Here is a 22,240-nt window from a genome sequence, read left to right on the forward strand (position 1 = left end):
GCGCCCTATTGTTATTATCTTTATACGCTTTCATTAATTGAAATGAACAAAACGTACAAAGCCGCTAGCGATTATATCGTTTAGCGGCTACTCAATTTTAAAATCTATTCTTATACTTCGGCTCTGTCGCCATGCTCTTCAAGCCATGATTTACGGTCACCCGAGCGCTTTTTCGCAAGCAGCATATCCATCATTTCAATGGTGTGTTCTTCTTCATCTAACGTCAGCTGTACGAGACGGCGCGTATTAGGGTCCATAGTCGTTTCACGTAATTGCATGGGGTTCATTTCACCCAGACCTTTGAATCGCTGTACGTTCACTTTACCGCGTTTTTTCTCGGCTTCGATTCTATCTAAAATACCACGCTTTTCGTCTTCATCGAGTGCGTAATAAACTTCTTTACCAATGTCGATTCGGAATAATGGCGGCATTGCCACATACACATGGCCCGCTTTGACTAGGGTCGGAAAATGCTTTACAAATAGCGCACACAAGAGTGTTGCAATGTGTAATCCATCCGAGTCAGCATCGGCAAGAATACAAATTTTGCTATATCGCAGGCTCGATAAATCAGTTGAATCAGGGTCGATACCTAAAGCGACTGAAATATCATGTACTTCTTGAGAAGCTAGAATTTGCCCTGATTCAACTTCCCAGGTATTTAAGATTTTACCGCGCAGCGGCATGATAGCTTGGAATTCACGGTCTCGGGCCTGCTTCGCAGAACCGCCCGCCGAGTCACCCTCTACTAGAAATAGCTCTGAACGCTCTGTTTCACTGCCCGAACAGTCGGTTAGCTTACCCGGTAATGCAGGACCTGATGTGACCTTTTTACGCACCACTTTTTTCGCTGCGCGCATCCGCTTTTGCGCATTGCTGATACACAATTCTGCCAGTAACTCAGCCGTTTCTGTGTGCTCATTTAACCATAGACTAAAGGCATCTTTTACAATGCCCGACACAAAGGTCGCACATGAACGAGAAGATAGCTTTTCTTTAGTTTGACCTGCAAATTGTGGGTCTTGCATCTTCACCGATAATACGTAGCTACATTTATCCCAGATATCGTCAGGAGTTAACTTAACACCTCGGGGCAATAAATTACGGAATTCACAAAACTCACGCATGGCCTCTAGTAGGCCTTGGCGAAGACCATTTACATGGGTACCACCCTGTGCTGTTGGGATAAGGTTTACATAGCTTTCGGTGATCAGCTCACCACCCTCAGGCAACCAATGCAAGGCCCAATCAACCCCTTCAGTAGAGCCACTAAAGCTGCCAGTGAAAGGGGATTTTGGTAATACCTCGAAACCACTTGCTGCGTCTTTTAGGTAATCTTCAAGACCGGCTTCATAGTGCCATTCTTGCGTTTCTTTTGTTTGCTTATTAATAAAGCGAATGCGTAAGCCTGGGCATAACACCGCTTTGGCTTTTAGTAAGTGATTAAGTTTAGATAAAGAAAAGTTTGCTGAATCGAAGTAGCTTGCATCAGGCCAAAAGTGTACTGAAGTACCCGTGTTGCGCTTACCTACCGTGCCCGTGACTTCTAGGTCTTGTACTTTATCGCCGTTTTCAAATGCCATTTCATAGACTTGAGCATCACGGCGAACGCTAATTTCAACACGTGTTGATAAGGCGTTTACGACTGAAATACCTACCCCGTGTAGACCACCTGAAAACTGATAGTTTTTGTTTGAGAACTTACCACCAGCATGCAGTTTAGTCAGGATTAGTTCTACCCCAGGTATCCCCTCTTCAGGGTGAATATCAATTGGCATACCTCGGCCATCATCGATAACCTCTAGTGAGTTATCTTCATGAAGGATGACGTCAATCTTGGTTGCGTGGCCAGCTAATGCTTCATCAACACTGTTATCTATTACTTCTTGGCCTAAATGGTTAGGTCGAGTGGTATCTGTGTACATTCCCGGGCGACGTTTTACAGGCTCTAACCCGTTTAAAACTTCTATCGCTTCGGCATTATAATTCTGCTGGCTCATGGCTTAATTCTTTATCTTTTTTATTCGTTTTGTTTTACGTGATTTTAAGAAATTTGGCAACGGTGTCAAAGTAACGCTCAAAACCCATAAAACTGTGATCACCGGCAAACTCTACATGTTGCGCGCTTTGTTTAAAATAATCAACTGCTTGCTCAAATGGCAAAACTTCATCTCCCATTTGTTGAAGCAACATTACCTTATCTGGGTTAGGAAGATGAGTCATAAATAATGATTGTAAGGCGGCAACATGCTCTAAAGTCAGTTCGTAGTGCATGTCTTGATAGGGATTATACTGTGGTCCCAAGTAATCTGCTAATAATTCAAAAGGCTTAACTGCCGGATTAATCACAACTGCTTTAATGTTATGCAACTGCGACAAATAAGTCGCATAATACCCACCTAACGAGCTGCCCAACAACACTGTGTCCTGGTCAATAAGCTGTGTTAGCTGGATGATAGCAATTCTGGGATCAAAGTGTAATCTCGGTGAGGTGTACTCAATATCAGGATAATGCGTTGATACCCACTGTCCAAACTGCTGGGCTTTAAATGACTTCTCTGAGCTATTAAACCCGTGGATATAAATTACGCGCTTAACCATACCACCTCAGTTTTAAACGCTGAACGCGAGAACTCTATTAAACGCACTGCGGGCCCTAAATTTTGCTGCAGCCAATTAGGGGTTGCTTTTGAAAACTGAATCGAAGTTGCCGGTGTTGCTAACACAGGTAACTCTCTATAGCTCTGCGAGTAATCGTTATGCACATGGCCGTGAATAAGTGCCTTTACTTTTTCACTATCAACCAAGGTGTTTAATAACTGCGGCCCATTTTCTAAAATGTGTTTATCTAAATAACCGTTGATTGGCACAGGATGATGATGACATAGCGCGAGCACATGGTTTTCAGTTTCATGCAAAAGCGTGTTTAATTCTTCTAGGTGGCTTTGTGTACACCAACCTGCTGGCGTGTCGCCTTTTGAATTAAGCAGTAATACTTCAACGCCGCCTGCAATTAGTTTTTTATGTGGCAGTATTTGGGTGTTTTCAATCGTCGCATACTCACTGGGGTCATCATGATTTCCTGGCAGCCAAAAGATCGGACAGGTTAAGTCACTTTGCTCTAAAAGCTCTGCAAATAACTGATAAGACTCAGCAGTATGATCTTGGGTAATATCGCCACCAAATATTGCCGCATCTAATTGCTGTGTAGCAAGCAACTCGAAGGTTGCCGTTAAATTGCTTGCTGTATTTACAGAAAAATACTCGCCTTCTCTGTTAGCGAACAGGTGACAATCAGTGAAATGAGCAAGTTTTAAATGGCGGGTATCAAAAGTATAAGCTTGTTCAAACCATGCCATTGTTCACATCCCAGTTTAAAGGTACTCGACCACTTTCAAGACATGCCATCAGCCAATCGCCTAAAAAAGCATTCAGCTGATATTTTTCATCTTTGTGATGCATACTTGGATTAGGATAACCGTAAGAGGGCTTAATACGCTGATGAAAATCATGATGCACCACTTCAGCCACTTTCGCATCATGGTATAAGCGTACAGCAATATCTAACTCTGGCAGATAGTCGCTGATTGTTGAAGTTTGTTTAATAGAGATATCTGTGGTGTATTTTGCACAGTCGTCAATATGTACTTCATAACTGGCATTCGCTAATACGATTTTTCGCTTCTCGCCAACCACTTCTTCAGGTAATACTTTTAAAGCGCGTAAGTAGTTACGCTCACATAAGGTAATATACTTAGGGAGAGATTGAATATACGCTTGCCTAGTAACCACATTACTCAACTATGCACCTCTTTACTCTGCTTGCCATTGTTCCAAAATACGAGCTTTATTTAACGCTAACCATTGTAGACTAATCACAGTCGCAGCGTTATCAATTTCTCCGCTGTTTAGGCGGGCAATCGCTTCATCATACGGCATGACATGCACTTTGATATCTTCGTCTTCATTATCTAAACCATAGATACCACCAGCATTAGATAAATCTGTTTTCGCCAGATATAAATATAATCGCTCAGTAGTACCACCTGGACTAGATAAATAAGATGTCATAAATTCAAGTTCTTGCAGTTCTAACCCGGCTTCTTCTTTGGCTTCTTTGCGAACCACGTCTTCATAATCCGTCGACCCCTCGGCCATCCCAGCAATACACTCTAATAACCAAGGCGACTCTTTTGTTGCCAGCGCGCCTATACGAATTTGCTCAATAAGTAGTACGTTATCTGTACTCGGATCGTATGGCAATACCGCGACGGCATGACCGCGTTCTAGTATTTCTCTGCGCACGGTTTTGCTCATACCACCAGCAAAAAGTGCATGATTAAATTTATACGCATGAATTTTAAAGAAGCCATCAAAAACAGGCTCTATTGATGTGATTTTTACATCATTTTCATTAAATTGATTCATAAACTTCATAAATTTGCCTTTAAAAATAGGACTCTAGACGCAAAAAACTAGGTATTTCAACTGTAATATATTCTGTTACACTTGAGCGTAAACTTTTACGTATTTACCCCTTTGCTATTGATAAAAACACGGTAACATACTCTAAATTAAAAATTGTCTAAGGATCGAGCGACAAATGAAAAAAAGCTTATTATCACTACTTGTTGGTTTATCATGCGCTTTAACCAGCACGATTTCTCAAGCCGAAGATTTATTACAAGTTTACGACATTGCAACTGCCAATGATCCTACGGTATTAAAAGCAAAAGCCCAAGCTGACGCACAAAAGTTTGCTAAAGACAGCGCATTAGGTGATTTACTACCATCATTAGGTTTCAGAATGAGCTATGGTGAAACCGATAGAGATGGTTATGAAGGAAACGACGCAGAAGGTTATGTATTTGGTAGTTCATCTTCAGACTCTTTCACTCGCACGCTTACTCTTTCACAAACCGTGTTCAGTTTAGGTGTGTGGGAAAGTTTAGGCATTGCGGAAAAGCGAGCACTGCAATCAGAGACTCAGTATGCTTTAGCTCAGCAAGACCTAATTGTTCGCATTGCCCAAGGTTACTTTGACGTTTTAAGTAAATTAGACAATCTTGAATTCGTACAAGCAGAAAAACGCGCAATCGAGCGTCAACTTGAACAAACAAAGCAACGCTATGAAGTGGGCTTAACAGCAATTACTGACGTGCATGAGGCCCAAGCTCAGTTTGACCGTGCTGTTGCTGACGAAATTGTTGCTTCAAATGATGTTGAAACAGCGCGTGAAACACTAAGAACAATTACTGGCAAATACCACAGCAAACTTGATGCTTTAAACACTGATACTTTTTCAACAGTAAAACCAACTAAAAAATCAACTGATTTTATTGATGTTGCAAAAGAGCGTAATTTATCTTTACAGATCACTAAAGCATCACTAGATATTGCGTCAGATGAAATTGACAGAGCACAAGCGGGTCATTACCCAACTCTTGGTTTTGAAGCGTCTTACTCAGATGGTTTAACTAATGCAGCAGGTGCTGACGGTAAACCTCGTGGCGACACGACTCAAGTTGGATTAACTTTAAACGTCCCAATCTACTCTGGTGGTAAAACACAAGCAGCGACAGACAGAGCAAGAGCTAATTTTGTTGCAGCGAGTGAAGATCTAGAAAAGAGTATGCGTGACATCACGCGCTCGGTGATCACGTCTTATAACCAGGTGGTGTCTGATGTTGCGACTTACCGCGCACTAGAGCAAGCCGTTGTTTCTGCTGAGAGTGCTCTACAAGCAACAGAAGCGGGTTTTGAAGTAGGTACTCGTACTATCGTAGACGTGCTAGTCAGTACAAGAAACCTTTATGCAGCAAAACGTAACCTAGCAAACCTGCGTTATCAATACGTGCTTTCTTCACTTAGACTTAAGCAAGCGACAGGTACGCTTTCAAGAGCTGACCTTGAAGCTATCAACAAAGGTCTTGTTGAAGGCTAAAATTAAGTCTTGTTAAGCAGATACTTAAAATTCTTTTAAAAAGCCGGCTCTCGCCGGCTTTTGTATTTTGAAAAGCTTATCGTTAAACTATCGACAATCCTTTGTACGAGAGAACTTTTGTGGTCACAAATCCAACTTTTAAACTCGCTTTTTTAGCACCAAAGTATTGGTTAACCTGGCTAGGTGTGCTTTTCCTTTACCTAATTTCTTGGCTTCCGCAAAAAATACAAATATGGTTAGGTCGAGGCCTTGGAAAATTGGTCCATAAATATGTTAAGAAACGCCGCAAAATTGCCGAAGTAAATATAAAGCTCTGTTTTCCTGATATGAGCGAGGCTGAGCAGGCTAAACTCGTAAAAAAGAATATGGAAAACACAGGCGTAGCAACATTAGAGACCGGCATGGCGTGGTGGTGGCCAAACTGGCGAGTTAAAAATGTGATCGGTTCTATTAAAGGCTTTGAACATGTTGAGCGCGTGCAGGCTGATGGCAAAGGGGTGTTATTACTTGTGCCACACATGCTACATTTAGAAATGTTAGGCAGAATTGTTGGCTCAATTCAACCTGGCGTGGGTTTCTATCGACCTCATAATAATGCTTTGATGGAGTATTTTATGACACGAGGTCGACTTCGCTCAAATGAGGCTTTAATTGGCAAAAAAGATGTCAAAGGTTTACTTAAATCATTAAAAGACACAAAAATGTGTTACTACTTACCCGATCAAGATTATGGCCGTAACCGCTGTGAGTTTACTTCGTTTTATGCAGTAAAAGACACAGCAACAACGACAGGAACCTTGCTATTCGCAGCGAGTAATTACAGTGAGTCATTAAGCTTATCAGGATCTCGAGATAAACATGGTAAGTATCATATTGAATTTCATCCACTACTAGAGAATTTCCCAAGTGGTGATGACAATATTGATGTTAGGCGTGTGAATGAGCGCATGGAGCTGTCAATTGATAAAGCACCTTCACAGTATATGTGGCTTCATCGCAGGTTCAAAACACGACCTGATGAGAATGCTCCATCGTATTACAAGTAAATAATGAGTGTTATGCATGGCTAAAAAGAAAAAAAGAAAAAAGTCGTCTTCAGCGGGGTTTTGGGTAAAACACCTCGGTCTAAGCGCCATTTTGATTGCTGCAGCCTATTATGTACTAAACGGTGCGTTACCAGAAAATATGGATATAACCAAAACCAGTAATGCTGCCGCGCAAGGTTTGTCACAATTTTATGAAAGTTTTAGAAACCGTGTCAGCGACAGAGACTCTGAACGTGATCAGTATGTCATAAATTTAGGAAAGCCAACTTTTCCACTAGATGATGCGTTAGCTCAAAGAGGTCTAGTTGTGAAACCGTCCTCCCCCAGTTGGACAGGTGAGTCAACATCACGACGCTTCGAGTCCGGTGGCACTTTAAAAGACGTATTAGCCAACTATGCCCGCAAAGAAGGCATTGAACTATTTTGGTATCTAGAAAGAGATTATGTCGTCAAACATAACTTCAGAGTCGACAGTAACTTTGTGTCGGCACTTTATCAGGTTGGTCGCGCAATCAATGATGACTTCGAGTTTGAGGTGTACACTTTCTTTTGCCCGAACCATCGCGCCGCAGTGGTTACGCAAAAGCCTTCTCACTTCGTCAGAACGAACTGCAGAAGGTTAAGTAAGTAAATCATCTACAAAAAATGGGGCTAAAATTAGCCCCATTTTTTATTCTAGAAGCAGGCTTAGTTGAAAAGTTGCTGCCAAATATTTCTGACCTGTTCTACCTGATCGACTACCTGCTCTCTTAGTACGCACCGACCGTGCTGGTTTAAACTATTTAAGTGATAATGCTCACGAAGTGTGCAATAACACTCTGTCAAAATAGTTTGTTGCTCTGAGCTGATCACCCCCTGCTGCACAGCACTTTCTAGAATACGAATATTATCTGAAAAGTGCGTGAGTTCATGACAATGCTTAGCATGATTTAAAACCAAAAACTGAGCGATAAACTCAATGTCTGTCATGCCTCCATGACCTTGTTTTAAATCAAATGCTTGTTCACTGTCTTTAGAAAGGTGCGCGCGCATTTTTTCTCGCATTTTGACCACATCATCTTTTAGCTGAGCTTCATCTCTTGCTGTACATAAGATATTTTTACGGATCTCAATAAAACGCTCTATTAACTCAGTCTCACCGTAAATCATTCTCGCTCGGGTCAAAGCTTGATGTTCCCATGTCCACGCTTGTGACTGCTGATAATGATTAAAGCTTTCAATATTAATCGCCAACAAGCCAGAGTTCCCCTCAGGGCGAAGCCTTGTATCAAGCTCATATAAAATGCCTGACGCTGTACGAGTATTGAATAAGTGCATCAAACGCTGAGCAAGCTTTAAATAAAACTGACGCGAGGAGATCTGCTTCTTCCCAATCGTGCTGCTATCACCTTGTTGATTATGGACAAATACTAAATCAAGATCTGAATCATAGCCTAGCTCTAAGCCTCCCGCTTTGCCATAAGCGATGACTGCAAAGCCCTTACTAAGCTCATTACAGCCCTGTGGCTCACCGTAGCGGCTTACCATTTGCTGCCAAGCTAGATTCACTGACTGAGATACGATTGCTTCAGCAAGCGCTGTAAGATGATCACTGACTTTCATGATACTCAACACACCGGTCGCATCCGCGGCGGCAATACGTAATTGATGCGCTTGCTTAAATTGTCTTAGCGCTTCCATTTGTAACTCGAGGTCATCTTGCTCAATACGTAAGAAATACTGCCTAATTTCAGTCTGATACTCACTCAATGGTAAAGGTTTATAAAGCGCTGCTGGATCAATTAGTTCATCAAGCAATATTGGATATTTCGCAATATGTTCAGCGATCCACTTGCTATGGCCACACAACAGAACCAATTGCTTAAGTGCGCCCTGATTCTCAAACAGTAATTCTAAATAAGTAGTTCGAGTCGCAATCATTTCAACAATGTTTAAAACCCGCTGCAACAACTCAGCAGAGCTTTTTTGCTGTGCCAGGGCATGCAGTAGAGCTGGCATCAACTTATCGAGTATATCTCGCCCTCTTATGCCTACATGACGCTTATTCAGCTTGGCATCAAACTCAACCAGCACATTTTGCCATTGCGCTAATTTTTCAGCTTCGAGTACACCTTCTAATTGTAAGCAATCTCTTTGTAACCAGGCATAGCTATAGCTGTCGTCAAAACTCGTTTTCTCTTGAGGTTCATCTCCCACCACTAAAGCAAATTCTTGTCGAACAGACTCCATTATCTGGTTTATTTGCGGCAAAGTTGACTGAAAATCTTGATGTTCGAGTAAGTAAGCCAGTCTCACTTTATCTAACTCCGAATCGGGCAAAGTTTGCGTTTGTTGATCATCAAATGCTTGCAGGTATTGCTCGACTCTACGGAGAAATAAGTAGTGACGCTTTAAACTATGGCTGACTTCACTTGGTAAGATATCAAGCTGAGTTAATTCTGAGATGGCAACCAATATAGAGGGGGTTTGCAGGCCAACATCTCGACCTCCACGGATCATCTGAAGTGCTTGCACTATAAATTCGACTTCACGAATACCACCTGCACCGAGTTTGATATTATTTACTAACCCTTTTCTGCGTACCTCTTGCGCGATAAGATGCTTCATTTTCCTAAGCGACTCAATCACTGAGAAGTCGATATAACGGCGATATACAAAAGGTTTAAGTAGTTGCTTAAATTCATCCCAATAACAGGTTTCTTCCCCTAGCGGTCTTGCTTTGAGCATCGCATAACGCTCCCACTCACGGCCTTGGTCTTGGTAATAATCTTCCATGGCAGCAAAGCTCATCACCAAAGGTCCGCTTTCACCGAATGGTCGAAGGCGCATGTCCACTCTGAATACCTGCCCGTCTGCAGTCACTTGGTTTAACGCGCTAATCAGCTTTTGCGCAACCTTAGTATAAAACACTTGGGATTCGAAACTGCGCCTACCGCCTTGCGTCGGTACATTTCTTGGGTAAGTAAAAATTAAATCAATGTCTGATGAAAAGTTAAGCTCTCCGCCCCCAAGCTTGCCCATACCTAAAACCAACATTGGCAGAGGGTTTCCTAGTTCATCTAACGGGGCGCCACATTGTTTTGTTGTTTGAGCAAACGCCCATTGATTCGCGGCCCCGATTAAAGCTTCTGACAGCTTAGAAATATACTCAATACTGTCTTCGATGGGGTTTTGATGAACTAAGTCTAACCACATCACCTTTAGCCAGTACTGCTGACGATATAAACGCAGTTGTTTAAAACATGCCAACTCACTCAGTTCGACTAGGTCGCCTGTCAGTGGCTTTGGAACGATACGACAGTCAACATTAAGTTGCTGTAACCAAGCCCCTAACTCCGGTCGTTTTTCTAAAATTCTAAATGCAAAATCACTGAGCCCTATTAACCGCCCAAGTTGTTTATCATAAGGCTGCGCGCCAAATAATTGCTGCCAACGTTGCTCAGCTAATTGCAAAAGTGAAAGCGGAAAATCGACCTGATGCATAAAAAATCTCCAAAGCTAGGTAGCTCAATGAGTTGGGAGTCGTTATAGTTAATCTATTAAAACCATAACATTACACGTTATATGTCATATTTGTCTTTACTCGATATCAATATTTTTGCCATTTTAGTTTGTTTTGTATTAGCAAGCCTGATTGTGATTGGTCATCGTCTGATCATGCAATACAAAGCCAAAAAAGCCCTTGAATCTGAAATTGCCAAACGCGATAACTTTGCCTTCGGCATAAACTACGCCTGTCAAATCGGCATCATCGCGCTCACTGGCGCTTACATCTTTCCTGATGTTTATGAACACTTAACTGCCGGTCACTTTCCCTTAGCCATACTTACCGTTCTGATTTCATTTAGTTTTATTTTGCTAGGCCAATATATCCATCGTAAGTGGATTTTAAATCGCTTCAATGAAGAAAAAGCCATCATGAAACAAAATATCTGTGCAGCCCTCGTCGATTCAGGCATGTTACTGGGTAATACCATACTTGTATTAGGTATTTTTCATTGGCTTCACCCACAGGGCGTCAGTGATTTATTAGTGGCAACGATGAGCTTTATTGTTTTACAGATCGTATTCGCTATTGATAGTAAGCTCAGAGAAATGCGATTTGCCAAAGCAAACCAAGGCGCTTCGTTACAACAAAACTTTAACCTTGCGAATACCTCAATTGGTATACGATATGCGGGTAAAACCATTGGGCTTTCATTAGCGCTCTTTGCAGGGTTACAGAGTGCACCTTATCACGGGGCCACCATAGTCGAGAATATCAATAGCGTATTGCTTCACTGTGGAATAATGTGGGTACTGTTATACTCGATGAGCTTTTCTCTCATTCATTTTGCTCTGCCCAAAGTGAATGTAGGGTTAGAAGTTGATCACCAAGATAACATTGGCGTTGCCTGTATAGAATTTGCGGTTTTCACCGCTATGGGCTATTTACTTATTAATCTCTTTTCGGTCTAGTGCGCTAAACACTGACTGAAGCAAGGTGAAGGTATGGCGACTTGTTTTGAAAATTTTTTGCTTATAGACAGTAATGCTGAGTTCAGCAGGGATTTTGTGACCTATCAAAATCAACAATTTCCAAACAAGCCGCAACACCTTATTGTTGCAGGTGAGAATACCCGTCATCTAGTAAAAATGATGTTCGACAACCTAATCAAAGACTACTGCTATTGTGACTTTGCTAACGAAATAAGTGTCACTGAACTTGCCGCTTATTTGTTAGAACATCATCAAATTGCTGGAGTGATTATCCATGACTTAGATTTTCATCTCGCGAATGAAGAGCAAAGAGCCATATTCAACGCACTGCATCCAATCCGATACTTAGTTGAAATCACACCTGAAGGTTATAACTACAGTAAAATTCAAGATGTGTTTCATGAAAATCACATGTCTTGTCACAGTGAGCACCTCAATGAAGCCGATAAATCAATCGAAGCATCTTTATGTAAATTAGAGAATGACTAGACGTCGCTTTCGCTTAGCCTTACTATTGCCCCACCTTTGTTTTTAAGTCGAATCACTATGCGCGTTCCTCATATTTTTCAACCTTCTGAGTTAAGCCTTAACACCCCTGTTCAGCTTTCTGTTGATGCTGCTGGCCATATTGGTCGAGTGTTAAGAATGCAACAAGGCGATCATGTCTCTTTGTTTAATGGCGAAGGGGGAGAGTATTTGTGTGAACTGACCGAAGTAGGCAAAAAGTCGGTTACAGCAACACCGATCGAATTCAAAGAAATTGACGTTGAATCACCTCTTAAAATTCATCTGGGTCAGGGGATCTCTCGCGGTGATAAAATGGATTTCACCATTCAAAAATCAGTCGAGCTCGGTATCACCGAAATTACTCCCCTGTTCACAAACCGTTGTGGAGTAAAACTAACCGGTGATCGCCTCGCTAAGAAGCACCAGCAATGGCAAAAAATCGCAATCGCTGCTGCCGAGCAATCTGGTCGTAATTTTGTAACCAAGATCCATCCTCCAATTCAATTATCTCAGTGGCTGTCCCAACAAAGTGAAGAGTTAAAGCTAACGCTGCACCCTCGTGCCGAGCACAGTATTAAAACTTTACCAGCACCAACATATGGTGTGCGTTTTGTAGTGGGGCCTGAGGGCGGCTTTACCGATGAAGAAATGGCTGCGACCTCAGAGCAAGGCTTTGTAGATGTTCGCTTAGGCCCACGAGTACTTCGCACAGAGACAGCCGCTTTAACCGTATTAAGTGCACTGCAATTACAATTTGGTGATTTAGCACTTTAAAAGTGCTTTTCTAACCCCATATTGATTAAAACATTCAAATAACTAGGTAAACATTATGGCAATTAAACTCGGTATCATTAGCGATCCAATCAGTGGTTTCAATATTAAAAAAGACACTGGCTTTGCCATGATGCTCAGTGCCCAACAACGTGGCTATGAGCTTTACTACATGGAAATGGACGACTTGTTTTTATATCAAGGCCAAGCCCGTGCAACCGCAGCTAAAGCGACAGTGTTTGACGACGTTGACAACTGGTATACGCTAGAAGACAAGCAGGATATTGCACTGAGTGACCTAGATGTGATCTTAATGCGAAAAGATCCACCCTTTGATACTGAATACATCTACGCTACCTATATTCTTGAACGCGCTGAAGATGCTGGCACTTTAGTCGTTAATAAGCCACAAAGTCTTCGCGATGCTAATGAGAAGCTATTTACTGCATGGTTTAGTGAACATACACCAGATACGCTGGTGACTCGCTCTCAAACACAAATTCGCGAGTTTTTAACTAAGCATGGCGATATCATTTTAAAGCCACTCGATGGCATGGGTGGCGCATCAATCTTCAGAATAAAACAAGATGATCCTAATATTGGTGTGATCTGCGAAACCTTGACTGAACATGGTAGCCGATTTGCAATGGCACAACAGTACATTCCAGAAATTAAGCAAGGCGATAAACGAGTTTTGGTTGTGAATGGTGAAGTCATCCCGTACTGCTTAGCGAGAATTCCTCAAGGTGGTGAAACCCGAGGTAATTTGGCTGCTGGTGGTCGAGGCGAAGCCCGTCCTATCAATGAAGATGATTTAAAAGTAGCGCAAGCTGTCGCCCCAACCTTAAAAGAAAAAGGGCTCATTTTTGTTGGCTTAGACATTATTGGTAACAAGCTAACCGAAATCAATGTCACAGCCCCGACCTGCGTAAAAGAAATAGAAGCGGCGTTTGATATTTCAATTATGGATAAACTCTATGAGGCGATAGAAGAAAAACTAGCCCATAATAAATAAACAAAATGGGGTGATATGCGCCCCATCTTCTGATCTAAGGCTATCAATATGCAATCATCATTAGAAAATCATTTCTTAATCGCAATGCCGAGTTTGCAAGACCCCTACTTTAAACAAAGTGTGACGTATATTTGTGAGCATAATGAAGAAGGTGCTATGGGTCTGGTGATTAACCACCCCGTCAATGTTACTGTAGGTGAACTACTCGATAAAATTGATATTGAGAATAACAAGATGAGTGAAGCGGCTAAACGCTATGTCTTTGCCGGTGGTCCTGTAAACACTGACAGAGGGTTTGTGCTTCATACGCCAAAATATGGCTACTCATCGAGTCAAGAGCTTAGCTCAGAGATTATGATAACTACCTCTAAAGATGTGCTTGCCAGCCTAACTTATGATGACAGCCCCAGTGAATTTATTATTACCCTTGGCTATGCGGGTTGGGAGCAAGGTCAGTTAGAAAGAGAGTTATCAGAAAATAGCTGGTTGGTTATCAAAGCTGATCCTGCAATTATATTTAATACGCCCGTAGAACAAAGATGGCAAAAAGCCGTTGAAATGCTTGGCTTCGATGTGTCGAAATTAGCGACAATCGCAGGCCACGCCTAATACAGAAATTAATTCATGTCAGATAAAAAAGAAAAAACACCCATTGGCCAACGAACAGTCATGGGCTTTGATTTTGGTACTAAAAGTATTGGCATTGCTGTTGGTCAAGAGATCACTGGCACAGCCAATAGTGTTGGTGCCGTAAAAGCGCGAGATGGCATTCCTAACTGGGATGAAATTGCTACACACATCAACGACTGGAAACCTGATTTATTAGTGGTTGGACTGCCGTTAAATATGGATGGCACAAATCAACAAGTTACGTTCCAAGCAAAGAAATTTGCTAATCGTCTGCATAACAACTTTAAGTTACAAGTTGAAACTCAAGATGAGCGGCTCACAACAACTGACGCGAAAGCGCGTTTATTCGAACAAGGCGGTTATCGTAATCTAGGTAAGGGTAACGTAGACAGCATGTCTGCGGTCATCATTCTAGAAAGCTTTTTCGAATCGCTGTGGGACTAATTCTTACCTAGTTGGTAACTGATTTAAAACCTCATATTTTGACAGATCAGGAATGAAGCCTGCTTGCGTGTAGGCTTTTATGATCATTCCCCGCTCCCGCAGTATTTCAAGCCCAACTTGAAGCGCTTGAAAGGCTTCTTTGCCATAAGGATGTGATTTAGATACAACCAGATGTCTACTGCCATCGAGCAGAACAACTAAACTTGGGTGAGCAACTAGCTTTATTCCCTCTAAATTGAATTCATTTTTTAAACTAGGCATCAGTGGCATTAGCATAAAGTCAGCCCACATCATGCTCACCATACGAGCTTGTGATATCCATTCATGCTCTACAAATAGCTTTTGTAACGGCAGATTATGTAGTGTTTCCCAATCTGTCCGCCAACGTGGTGTACTTACTGATGTATAATCTTTTAATTGTTGGTAGCTTTGCAGTCGCTGCATTTTTTTATTGTCTGGAGCGAAAAATACACCTGCATAATACTCTCCGCGCTTGATAAGGGCTTTACTGACATAGACAGAGTTAGACATGGCTTTAGCATCTTCTAACCAATAACTGTCCATGCTCAGTAACAGCTTTCCTCGTTCTAAGAGTTTGGTATTTCTAAAATTGACATTACCTGTTTGATATTCAAATTGTTTTGTAAAGCCACCCAGAACGAGTGCCTGCTGGGCCAGAATCATATCAACAACATCTCGACGAATATAATTGCCTGAAAAGTCAGTGATCTCTGAGACGTTACGGCCGTTTAGGAAGCGTTTGTAATCGATATACACATCATCCCTAACGTATATCTGTATTTTGTTTATGCCTAATGCGTTGACCGTGTAACTAAACAACACAGCCAACATAGGCAGTACAAAATATAAACTTCTTAAATACTTATTATTTTGAGTCCAACCCATCAACAGTCACACCTTGTAGGAAACCTGCGCCTTGCTGCTCATTATTCTGCAGCTTTATCATTAAACGTAGATCATTTGGCGAGTCTGCGTAGTGAAGTGCATCGGCATAATTAATACGACGTTGTTTATAGAGATCAAACAATGCCTGATCAAAGGTTTGCATCCCCATCTCTTTTGACTTCGCCATGGTTTCTTTAATTGAACCTATATCACCCTTTTTGACAAGCTCAGCAACCATTGGCGAGTTAAGTAAAATTTCTATCGCTGCTTCACGACCCTCTCCCTTCGCTGAAGGTACCAATTGCTGAGCGACAATTGCACGTAGGTTCAACGCCAAATCATATTTAAGTTTATCATGTTTCTCTTTCGGAACCAGGTGCATAATACGGTCAATCGCTTGGTTAGCGTTATTTGCGTGTAGGGTTGCAACACATAAATGACCAGTTTCAGCAAAGCTAAGTGCGTATTCCATAGTTTCTTGAGAGCGAATTTCACCAATTAAAATGACATCCGGCGCTTGTCGCAAAGAGCTCTTTAGCGCCGCTTCAAAACTCTCTGTATCAATCCCTACTTCACGCTGTGTGATGATGCTCTTTTTGTGCTCATGCACAAATTCAATTGGATCCTCAATTGTTAGAATATGACCACGCTGATTACGGTTGCGATAACCTAGCAGTGCAGCTAGTGATGTTGACTTACCTGTGCCTGTACCACCGACAAATAACACCAGGCCACGCTTTGACATGATCACATCTGTCAGGACAGAAGGTAGGCCCAAATCATTCACATCAGGAATTTGTGTCACAATGCGACGCAGTACCATGCCGGCACAATCCCTTTGCCAAAATGCGGAAACACGGAAACGCCCTTCATCGGTGGCAATCGCGAAATTACATTCTTTTTCGCGATAGAACTCTTCTTTTTGCCTGTCATTCATTGCAGACACGACAATCTCAAGAGAAGCTTCCGGTGTTAAGCGCTCTTCACTTAAAGGCGTTAACTCACCATCAATTTTGGCACTCACAGCTAGACCCGCAGAAACAAATAAATCTGAAGCTTGTCGGTCTACCATGGCTTGTAAGAATTGATTCAATAACATGATGGCCTCCCCTTACATATTTGGACCAAATTGAGCCTTATCGTGCGCTTTTGTTTGTGCATCTTGCGCTGTGATAAGGCCGCGGTTAACCAAGTTCTTTAAACATTGATCCATAGTTTGCATGCCATGCATAGCACCGGTTTGAATGGCCGAGTACATCTGCGCAATTTTATCTTCACGGATTAGATTACGGATTGCCGGAATGCCAAGCATGATTTCGTGTGCAGCCACACGACCTCCCCCTACCTTTTTAACCAGTGTTTGTGAAATAACCGCTTGCAGTGATTCTGACAGCATTGAGCGAACCATGTCTTTTTCTTCACCAGGGAAAACATCAATTATACGGTCAATGGTTTTTGGTGCCGATGTGGTGTGCAAAGTACCAAACACTAAATGACCTGTTTCAGCTGCGGTCATAGCGAGACGAATAGTTTCTAAATCTCGTAATTCACCCACTAGGATAACATCAGGATCTTCACGCAGCGCTGAACGAAGTGCCGCTTTAAAGCTGTGTGTATCTCTATGCACTTCACGTTGGTTAATTAGACTCAATTTATTAAGGTGCACAAATTCAATAGGATCTTCTATGGTCAAGATATGGTGATGTTTATTATTATTTATGTAATCGACCATAGCGGCTAAGGTGGTTGATTTACCAGAACCGGTAGGACCGGTGACTAGCACTAAACCTCGCGGTTTATCTGAGATATCTTTAAAAATATCTGGCGCACCTAACTCTTCAAGTGAAAGTACCGTTGACGGAATGGTACGGAATACCGCTGCAGGCCCGCGACTCGTATTGAATGCATTAACACGAAAACGTGCTAAATTAGGCACTTCGAATGAAAAGTCCACCTCTAAATTTTGCTCATAGTCCTTTCGCTGGTTATCATTCATAATATCGTAAACAAGGCTATTTACGTCTTTCGATTCTAACGCGGGAATATTTACACGACGCACATCGCCGTCAACCCGGATCATCGGCGAAACACCCGATGATAAATGTAAATCCGAGGCTTTATGTTGAACACTAAAGGCCAATAATTCAGTAATATCCATGTACGACTCCAAAACGAGCTGAAATATAATATGGTTACAATAGCAGAACGTCTGAGCTGCGCCTACGATCGCGTGATAAAAGCAGAACAAAACAGTCCATTTTCCGATACAGTGCAATTACTTGCTGTGTCTAAAACCAAACCAATCGAGCTTATTGAAGAAGCTTATGACGCTGGGCAACGTCAATTTGGGGAGTCTTACGTACAAGAAGCCGTTGATAAGATTCAACACTTAAAAGATAAAAAAGACATTGAATGGCACTTTATTGGTCCGATTCAATCAAATAAATCTCGCCATATTGCGGAGCATTTTAGTTGGGTGCAAAGTGTTGATCGCTTAAAAATAGCAAAACGCTTAAACGAGCAACGTCCAAACAACCTTATGCCGTTGAACATCCTGATCCAAGTAAATATCAGTGAAGACGAAAATAAGTCAGGTTGCCAGCTTTCAGAGCTAGATGAATTGGCTGCATTTATAGCTGATGCACGTCAATTAAACCTTCGTGGTTTAATGACCATCACCGAAAAAACTGACGATGAACAGAAACAATTACAATATTTTCAGCAAATGCGGGCTTGCTTTGATAAACTAAGGCACCAATATCCTCAAGTAGATACCCTTTCTATGGGTATGAGCCAGGACTTAGAGCCTGCCATCATTGCAGGGGCAAACATGGTGCGTATTGGCACCGACATTTTTGGAAAAAGACAATAAGGTAAGCACAAACTATGTCAAATAAAACCATCGCGTTTATCGGAACAGGTAACATGAGCTATGCCATCATCGGTGGTATGGTAAAAAGTGGCTTCGATGCGAACAGCATTATTGCTACTAACCGTAATCCAGAAAAACTAGCAAAAGTTGAAGCTGACTTAGGTGTGAACGCCACATCAGATAACCTTGCGGCAGTAAAGCAAGCCGATATTATCGTACTCTCTGTTAAACCACAGATGATGGCGGAACTTTGCCAAACATTCCAAGACGCAGGCATAGACATGAGTAGCAAACTATTCATCTCAGTTGCTGCTGGTATTACTGTAAAGCGCTTACGTGAAATGCTGGGGTTTGATGCAAAACTCGTACGCTGTATGCCAAATACACCGAGCTTATTAGGTAAAGGTGTCAGTGGCTTATTCAGCGATGCAATTAGCGATGAAGAAAAAGCCATTGTCACTGATATGTTCAGCGCAACAGGCATAGTACTATGGTTAGAGCAAGAGTCACAAATAAATGACATCATTGCTGTAACAGGCTCATCGCCTGCGTATTTCTTCCTATTTATGCAATCTATTGCTGAAAAAGCTGTAAACCTTGGCTTTAGCCATGAACAAGCTCGACTGCTAGTGCAGCAAACTGCATTAGGCGCGGCTGAAATGGCGTTTGCCAATGATGACATTTCACTCGAACAACTGCGCGCCAATGTGACATCAAAAGGTGGAACAACACACGCGGCTGTTGAATACTTAAAATCAAAAAGCTTACAAACTACCGTTGCCGACGCTATGGATGCCTGTATCGCTCGCGCTGAAGAAATGGAACAACAGATCTAGGAGGCAGCCATGACTGCTATGCAATTTTTAATTGGTATTGTATTCGACCTATTTTTAATGGTCGTGTTACTGCGTTTTTGGCTACAGTTAGTTCGCGCTGACTTTTACAACCCTCTTAGTCAAACCGTCGTTAAAGCCACTTCTTTTGCGGTTAACCCACTGCGTAAAATTATTCCTGGCGTAGGTGGCTTAGACCTCGCCTCTTTGGTGCTCGCCTTCTTAGTTGGTTTTGCCAAAGTATCTTTACTCATGGTGATGTTTTACGGTGGTTGGGAGCCAGTTGGCGCCGCAATTAATGGAGTTATCACTGTCTTAAAAGAAGCTTTTACGCTGGTATTTTGGATATTAATTATTCGTGCAATCATGAGCTGGGTGGCACAAGGTTATAACCCGATTGCCGCGGTATTTGACCAGCTTACTGAGCCAATGCTACGCCCCATTCGTAAAGTTATCCCACCTCTTGGTGGTTTAGATCTATCTATTTTGGTATTAATTATTGGCCTGCAGTTCGTGCAACTATTAATCATGGATTTGCTAGGTTAATTAGGAGTATTTATGCGAATTTTGATTGCTTTCATCCTTGCTTTAAGTAGCTTTATTGCCTCTGCTAATTCTGTACAAGGTGGACAATATAAAGAACTCGGCCCGTGGCAAGTTCACTACATAGCTTTTCCTTCAACGTTTATTCAACCTAGTATTGCCAAAGCCTATGGGCTTGAGCGCAGTAATTATAAAGGCGTGATTAATATCTCAGTGCTTGCCAATAAAAAGGGCACGCCTGCTCAAAAAGCCAAACTCACAGGTGAAGCAAAGAATCTCCTAGGTACTAAACAAGTACTGGAATTCAAAGAAGTGGTTGATGGTGATGCCATTTATTACCTTGCCCAAGTTGATTTTCGAAATGAAGAAATTTATCGCTTTAAAATCAATATTAATCAAGGTAACAACTTCCAAGTTTTAAACTTTCAACAAAAATTCTACGTGGACTAATTAGCTAATGAGTCAACAAATTGTTCTTGCCACAGGCAACCAAGGTAAAGTGAAAGAGCTCGCTGCGATGCTCAATGAGTTAAGCATTGAGGTATTACCACAAAGCCAGTTTAATGTACCTGACGTGCCAGAAACAGGCACTACCTTCATCGAAAATGCTATTATTAAAGCGCGCCACGCAGCTAAAATTACCGGCCTGCCTGCCATTGCGGATGACTCTGGTCTTGAAGTCGATGCTTTAAATGGCGCACCAGGTGTGTATTCGGCACGCTTCGCCGGTGAAAGCGCAAACGACCAAGATAACATCGACAAGTTACTGGTCGAGATGCAAGGCAAAACAGAGCGTTCAGCGCGCTTCTGGTGTGTGCTAGTTTATATGCGTCATGCTGATGACCCGACACCACTCGTTTGCCAAGCAAATTGGGAAGGGGTAATCACAGAAGAACAACAGGGTCGTGAAGGCTTTGGTTATGATCCGGTGTTTTATGTAGCAAGCGAAGGATGCACGTCTGCACAGTTAACGAAGGAGCAAAAAAATGCCCTGAGCCATCGTGGTCAGGCACTGCAGCAACTCGTTGCCAAATTAAAAGGCTAATTGTGCAACTTCCTCCTCTAAGCTTATATGTGCACGTGCCTTGGTGCGTGCAAAAATGCCCTTATTGCGACTTTAATAGCCACGGTCAAAAGGGTGAAATTCCTGAACAAGAATATATTCAACACTTACTTCACGACTTGCAAGCTGATTTACATTTAGTGCAAGGTCGCAAATTACACAGTATTTTTGTCGGCGGTGGCACACCAAGTTTGTTATCGGGTAAAGCCTATCAATGGTTATTAGCCGAAATAGAAAAGCTTATCCCCTTTGAAGACAATATTGAAATTACGCTAGAAGCCAACCCAGGCACGGTAGAAAAAGACAAGTTCAAACATTATGTTGAAGCCGGCATTAACCGTATTTCAATTGGTGTACAAAGTTTACAAGCCGATAAGCTTAAGTCTTTGGGTCGTATTCATGGCGAAAATGAAGCCATTAACGCCGCCAAAGAGGCTCAAGCTGCGGGCTTAAATTCATTCAATATGGATTTAATGCATGGACTTCCAGGTCAAAGTGTCGAAGATGCGTTAAGCGATTTACAAAAAGTCATTACTCTTAACCCACCTCACTTATCTTGGTATCAATTGACCATTGAACCAAACACTCAGTTTGCTTCTAAACCACCTGTTCTCCCTGAAGATGAAACATTGTGGGATATCCAAGAACAAGGTCAAAAATTACTGGCAGAAGCAGGCTACGAGCACTATGAGATCTCGGGCTACGCAAAACCAGGTTATCAATGTAAACACAATTTAAATTATTGGCGCTTCGGTGATTACCTAGGCATAGGCTGTGGCGCCCACGGTAAGATAACTCAGCCTGAACAAGGTGGTATTTTACGTACCGTAAAAGTTAAACACCCTCGTGGTTATATGGATCTTAGCAAGCCATATTTGTATGAAAGCTGGCAAGTTGAAGAAGAGGGTCGCCCTTTTGAGTTCTTTATGAACCAATTTAGGCTACGTGAACCATGTAATAAGCAGCAGTTCATAAACTATTCGGGCTTGTCATTAGCCAAAATCGATACTGCAATAAACACTGCAATTGAAAAAAAATTAATAGAAGACTTAGGTCATTCATGGTTGGTTACAAATAAAGGCCACCGTTTTTTAAATGACCTGCTAGAATTATTTGTTTAAACGGTTTCGGCTGTTTTTATAAAAATAACAACACGCCAAGGATAATCCATAGCGTACACAAAACTC

General features: G+C 42.0%; 24 protein-coding genes. 15 read left to right on the forward strand and 9 right to left on the reverse strand.

The genetic code is table 11. The annotated features are described in order from the left end of the window. Positions 1 to 110 precede the first annotated feature (110 nt). The 5 genes from parE to nudF are packed head-to-tail and all read right to left on the reverse strand — an operon-like array spanning position 111 to position 4,437. Positions 111 to 2,000 carry a DNA topoisomerase IV subunit B gene (parE, locus tag ACGHEH_RS02720; RefSeq protein ID WP_390441630.1) on the reverse strand — a complete coding sequence of 630 codons (1,890 nt, stop codon included), beginning with the start codon at positions 1,998 to 2,000 and terminating at the stop codon, positions 111 to 113. A 34-nt stretch (positions 2,001 to 2,034) separates the two neighbouring features. After that, positions 2,035 to 2,601 (reverse strand): YqiA/YcfP family alpha/beta fold hydrolase, encoded by a 567-nt coding sequence (locus ACGHEH_RS02725; protein WP_390441632.1) that lies wholly within the window; start codon positions 2,599 to 2,601, stop codon positions 2,035 to 2,037. After that, positions 2,586 to 3,359, reverse strand: a complete 774-nt coding sequence (locus ACGHEH_RS02730) for a metallophosphoesterase family protein (protein ID WP_390441634.1) — start codon at positions 3,357 to 3,359, stop codon at positions 2,586 to 2,588. The genes ACGHEH_RS02725 and ACGHEH_RS02730 overlap by 16 nt, the downstream gene beginning before the upstream one ends. After that, the gene (locus ACGHEH_RS02735) at positions 3,346 to 3,801 is read right to left on the reverse strand and encodes a DUF1249 domain-containing protein (RefSeq protein WP_138482702.1); all 456 of its coding nucleotides are present in this window, start codon (positions 3,799 to 3,801) and stop codon (positions 3,346 to 3,348) included. The genes ACGHEH_RS02730 and ACGHEH_RS02735 overlap by 14 nt, the downstream gene beginning before the upstream one ends. 12 nt (positions 3,802 to 3,813) lie before the next feature. Further along, positions 3,814 to 4,437: an ADP-ribose diphosphatase gene (gene nudF / locus ACGHEH_RS02740; protein WP_390441636.1), complete on the reverse strand. Its 624-nt coding sequence runs from the start codon at positions 4,435 to 4,437 to the stop codon at positions 3,814 to 3,816. 166 nt (positions 4,438 to 4,603) lie between these two features. Here nudF and tolC point away from each other — a divergent pair, with 166 nt between their 5' ends. From tolC to ACGHEH_RS02755, 3 genes are all read left to right on the forward strand, one after another. Beyond that, on the forward strand, positions 4,604 to 5,944 hold the full coding sequence (gene tolC, locus ACGHEH_RS02745; RefSeq protein WP_390441638.1) for an outer membrane channel protein TolC: 1,341 nt from the start codon (positions 4,604 to 4,606) through the stop codon (positions 5,942 to 5,944). A gap of 119 nt (positions 5,945 to 6,063) precedes the next feature. Beyond that, entirely contained in the window at positions 6,064 to 6,990 is a 927-nt protein-coding gene (gene lpxL, locus ACGHEH_RS02750; RefSeq protein ID WP_390441640.1) for an LpxL/LpxP family Kdo(2)-lipid IV(A) lauroyl/palmitoleoyl acyltransferase, read from the forward strand. 16 nt (positions 6,991 to 7,006) lie between these two features. Continuing rightward, a complete protein-coding gene (locus ACGHEH_RS02755) occupies positions 7,007 to 7,621 on the forward strand; it encodes a TcpQ domain-containing protein (protein WP_390441642.1) in 615 nt (204 codons plus the stop codon). A gap of 56 nt (positions 7,622 to 7,677) precedes the next feature. On the opposite strand, the gene glnE is transcribed toward ACGHEH_RS02755, so the two are convergent. Then, positions 7,678 to 10,473 carry a bifunctional [glutamate--ammonia ligase]-adenylyl-L-tyrosine phosphorylase/[glutamate--ammonia-ligase] adenylyltransferase gene (glnE, locus tag ACGHEH_RS02760; RefSeq protein WP_390441644.1) on the reverse strand — a complete coding sequence of 932 codons (2,796 nt, stop codon included), beginning with the start codon at positions 10,471 to 10,473 and terminating at the stop codon, positions 7,678 to 7,680. 81 nt (positions 10,474 to 10,554) lie between these two features. Here glnE and ACGHEH_RS02765 point away from each other — a divergent pair, with 81 nt between their 5' ends. Genes ACGHEH_RS02765 through ruvX form a run of 6 tightly spaced genes read left to right on the forward strand, consistent with a single transcriptional unit; the run spans position 10,555 to position 14,836 of the window. Next, a complete protein-coding gene (locus ACGHEH_RS02765) occupies positions 10,555 to 11,448 on the forward strand; it encodes a hypothetical protein (RefSeq protein WP_390441646.1) in 894 nt (297 codons plus the stop codon). 33 nt (positions 11,449 to 11,481) lie between these two features. After that, positions 11,482 to 11,958, forward strand: a complete 477-nt coding sequence (locus ACGHEH_RS02770) for a hypothetical protein (RefSeq protein WP_390441648.1) — start codon at positions 11,482 to 11,484, stop codon at positions 11,956 to 11,958. Between the two features lie 57 nt (positions 11,959 to 12,015). Beyond that, entirely contained in the window at positions 12,016 to 12,750 is a 735-nt protein-coding gene (gene rsmE / locus ACGHEH_RS02775; protein WP_390441649.1) for a 16S rRNA (uracil(1498)-N(3))-methyltransferase, read from the forward strand. Positions 12,751 to 12,805: 55 nt separating this feature from the next. Further along, positions 12,806 to 13,762: a glutathione synthase gene (gshB, locus tag ACGHEH_RS02780; protein ID WP_390441651.1), complete on the forward strand. Its 957-nt coding sequence runs from the start codon at positions 12,806 to 12,808 to the stop codon at positions 13,760 to 13,762. Between the two features lie 48 nt (positions 13,763 to 13,810). After that, on the forward strand, positions 13,811 to 14,371 hold the full coding sequence (locus tag ACGHEH_RS02785) for a YqgE/AlgH family protein (RefSeq protein ID WP_390441653.1): 561 nt from the start codon (positions 13,811 to 13,813) through the stop codon (positions 14,369 to 14,371). A 15-nt stretch (positions 14,372 to 14,386) separates the two neighbouring features. Next, entirely contained in the window at positions 14,387 to 14,836 is a 450-nt protein-coding gene (gene ruvX / locus ACGHEH_RS02790) for a Holliday junction resolvase RuvX (RefSeq protein ID WP_390441655.1), read from the forward strand. Positions 14,837 to 14,839: 3 nt separating this feature from the next. Here the strand turns inward: ruvX and ACGHEH_RS02795 are convergent, their stop codons facing one another. Genes ACGHEH_RS02795 through ACGHEH_RS02805 form a run of 3 tightly spaced genes read right to left on the reverse strand, consistent with a single transcriptional unit; the run spans position 14,840 to position 17,900 of the window. Then, a complete protein-coding gene (locus ACGHEH_RS02795; RefSeq protein WP_390441657.1) occupies positions 14,840 to 15,742 on the reverse strand; it encodes a hypothetical protein in 903 nt (300 codons plus the stop codon). Continuing rightward, the gene (locus tag ACGHEH_RS02800) at positions 15,723 to 16,841 is read right to left on the reverse strand and encodes a PilT/PilU family type 4a pilus ATPase (protein ID WP_390441659.1); all 1,119 of its coding nucleotides are present in this window, start codon (positions 16,839 to 16,841) and stop codon (positions 15,723 to 15,725) included. The genes ACGHEH_RS02795 and ACGHEH_RS02800 overlap by 20 nt, the downstream gene beginning before the upstream one ends. Before the next feature lie 12 nt (positions 16,842 to 16,853). After that, the gene (locus ACGHEH_RS02805; protein WP_390441661.1) at positions 16,854 to 17,900 is read right to left on the reverse strand and encodes a type IV pilus twitching motility protein PilT; all 1,047 of its coding nucleotides are present in this window, start codon (positions 17,898 to 17,900) and stop codon (positions 16,854 to 16,856) included. Between the two features lie 30 nt (positions 17,901 to 17,930). Here ACGHEH_RS02805 and ACGHEH_RS02810 point away from each other — a divergent pair, with 30 nt between their 5' ends. Genes ACGHEH_RS02810 through hemW form a run of 6 tightly spaced genes read left to right on the forward strand, consistent with a single transcriptional unit; the run spans position 17,931 to position 22,174 of the window. After that, positions 17,931 to 18,614, forward strand: a complete 684-nt coding sequence (locus tag ACGHEH_RS02810; protein WP_390441663.1) for a YggS family pyridoxal phosphate-dependent enzyme — start codon at positions 17,931 to 17,933, stop codon at positions 18,612 to 18,614. Positions 18,615 to 18,628: 14 nt separating this feature from the next. Continuing rightward, positions 18,629 to 19,450, forward strand: coding sequence for a pyrroline-5-carboxylate reductase (proC, locus tag ACGHEH_RS02815; protein WP_390441665.1), 822 nt, complete (start codon positions 18,629 to 18,631; stop codon positions 19,448 to 19,450). Between the two features lie 9 nt (positions 19,451 to 19,459). Next, positions 19,460 to 19,993, forward strand: coding sequence for a YggT family protein (locus ACGHEH_RS02820; RefSeq protein WP_349285682.1), 534 nt, complete (start codon positions 19,460 to 19,462; stop codon positions 19,991 to 19,993). A gap of 12 nt (positions 19,994 to 20,005) precedes the next feature. Beyond that, entirely contained in the window at positions 20,006 to 20,440 is a 435-nt protein-coding gene (locus ACGHEH_RS02825) for a DUF4426 domain-containing protein (protein ID WP_390441667.1), read from the forward strand. Between the two features lie 7 nt (positions 20,441 to 20,447). Continuing rightward, complete coding sequence (locus ACGHEH_RS02830; RefSeq protein ID WP_390441669.1) at positions 20,448 to 21,035, forward strand: XTP/dITP diphosphatase; 588 nt, start codon at positions 20,448 to 20,450, stop codon at positions 21,033 to 21,035. A 2-nt stretch (positions 21,036 to 21,037) separates the two neighbouring features. After that, positions 21,038 to 22,174, forward strand: a complete 1,137-nt coding sequence (gene hemW, locus ACGHEH_RS02835; RefSeq protein ID WP_390441671.1) for a radical SAM family heme chaperone HemW — start codon at positions 21,038 to 21,040, stop codon at positions 22,172 to 22,174. Positions 22,175 to 22,240: the final 66 nt, after the last annotated feature.

This window comes from Pseudoalteromonas sp. MTN2-4 (genome assembly GCF_042848605.1).
GTDB lineage: Bacteria > Pseudomonadota > Gammaproteobacteria > Enterobacterales > Alteromonadaceae > Pseudoalteromonas.

What these genes read in the sequence shown, in the direction of transcription:
- ACGHEH_RS02795 (WP_390441657.1), bottom strand. Translation starts at nt 15,742, where the DNA reads ATGGGTTGGACTCAAAATAATAAGTATTTAAGAAGTTTATATTTTGTA.
- tolC (WP_390441638.1), top strand. Translation starts at nt 4,604, where the DNA reads ATGAAAAAAAGCTTATTATCACTACTTGTTGGTTTATCATGCGCTTTA.
- ACGHEH_RS02820 (WP_349285682.1), top strand. Translation starts at nt 19,460, where the DNA reads ATGACTGCTATGCAATTTTTAATTGGTATTGTATTCGACCTATTTTTA.
- ACGHEH_RS02805 (WP_390441661.1), bottom strand. Translation starts at nt 17,900, where the DNA reads ATGGATATTACTGAATTATTGGCCTTTAGTGTTCAACATAAAGCCTCG.
- proC (WP_390441665.1), top strand. Translation starts at nt 18,629, where the DNA reads ATGTCAAATAAAACCATCGCGTTTATCGGAACAGGTAACATGAGCTAT.
- parE (WP_390441630.1), bottom strand. Translation starts at nt 2,000, where the DNA reads ATGAGCCAGCAGAATTATAATGCCGAAGCGATAGAAGTTTTAAACGGG.
- rsmE (WP_390441649.1), top strand. Translation starts at nt 12,016, where the DNA reads ATGCGCGTTCCTCATATTTTTCAACCTTCTGAGTTAAGCCTTAACACC.
- ACGHEH_RS02730 (WP_390441634.1), bottom strand. Translation starts at nt 3,359, where the DNA reads ATGGCATGGTTTGAACAAGCTTATACTTTTGATACCCGCCATTTAAAA.
- ACGHEH_RS02755 (WP_390441642.1), top strand. Translation starts at nt 7,007, where the DNA reads ATGGCTAAAAAGAAAAAAAGAAAAAAGTCGTCTTCAGCGGGGTTTTGG.
- ACGHEH_RS02785 (WP_390441653.1), top strand. Translation starts at nt 13,811, where the DNA reads ATGCAATCATCATTAGAAAATCATTTCTTAATCGCAATGCCGAGTTTG.
- ACGHEH_RS02770 (WP_390441648.1), top strand. Translation starts at nt 11,482, where the DNA reads ATGGCGACTTGTTTTGAAAATTTTTTGCTTATAGACAGTAATGCTGAG.
- ACGHEH_RS02765 (WP_390441646.1), top strand. Translation starts at nt 10,555, where the DNA reads ATGTCATATTTGTCTTTACTCGATATCAATATTTTTGCCATTTTAGTT.
- ACGHEH_RS02830 (WP_390441669.1), top strand. Translation starts at nt 20,448, where the DNA reads ATGAGTCAACAAATTGTTCTTGCCACAGGCAACCAAGGTAAAGTGAAA.
- glnE (WP_390441644.1), bottom strand. Translation starts at nt 10,473, where the DNA reads ATGCATCAGGTCGATTTTCCGCTTTCACTTTTGCAATTAGCTGAGCAA.
- ACGHEH_RS02825 (WP_390441667.1), top strand. Translation starts at nt 20,006, where the DNA reads ATGCGAATTTTGATTGCTTTCATCCTTGCTTTAAGTAGCTTTATTGCC.
- ACGHEH_RS02725 (WP_390441632.1), bottom strand. Translation starts at nt 2,601, where the DNA reads ATGGTTAAGCGCGTAATTTATATCCACGGGTTTAATAGCTCAGAGAAG.
- ACGHEH_RS02810 (WP_390441663.1), top strand. Translation starts at nt 17,931, where the DNA reads ATGGTTACAATAGCAGAACGTCTGAGCTGCGCCTACGATCGCGTGATA.
- nudF (WP_390441636.1), bottom strand. Translation starts at nt 4,437, where the DNA reads ATGAAGTTTATGAATCAATTTAATGAAAATGATGTAAAAATCACATCA.
- ruvX (WP_390441655.1), top strand. Translation starts at nt 14,387, where the DNA reads ATGTCAGATAAAAAAGAAAAAACACCCATTGGCCAACGAACAGTCATG.
- ACGHEH_RS02800 (WP_390441659.1), bottom strand. Translation starts at nt 16,841, where the DNA reads ATGTTATTGAATCAATTCTTACAAGCCATGGTAGACCGACAAGCTTCA.
- gshB (WP_390441651.1), top strand. Translation starts at nt 12,806, where the DNA reads ATGGCAATTAAACTCGGTATCATTAGCGATCCAATCAGTGGTTTCAAT.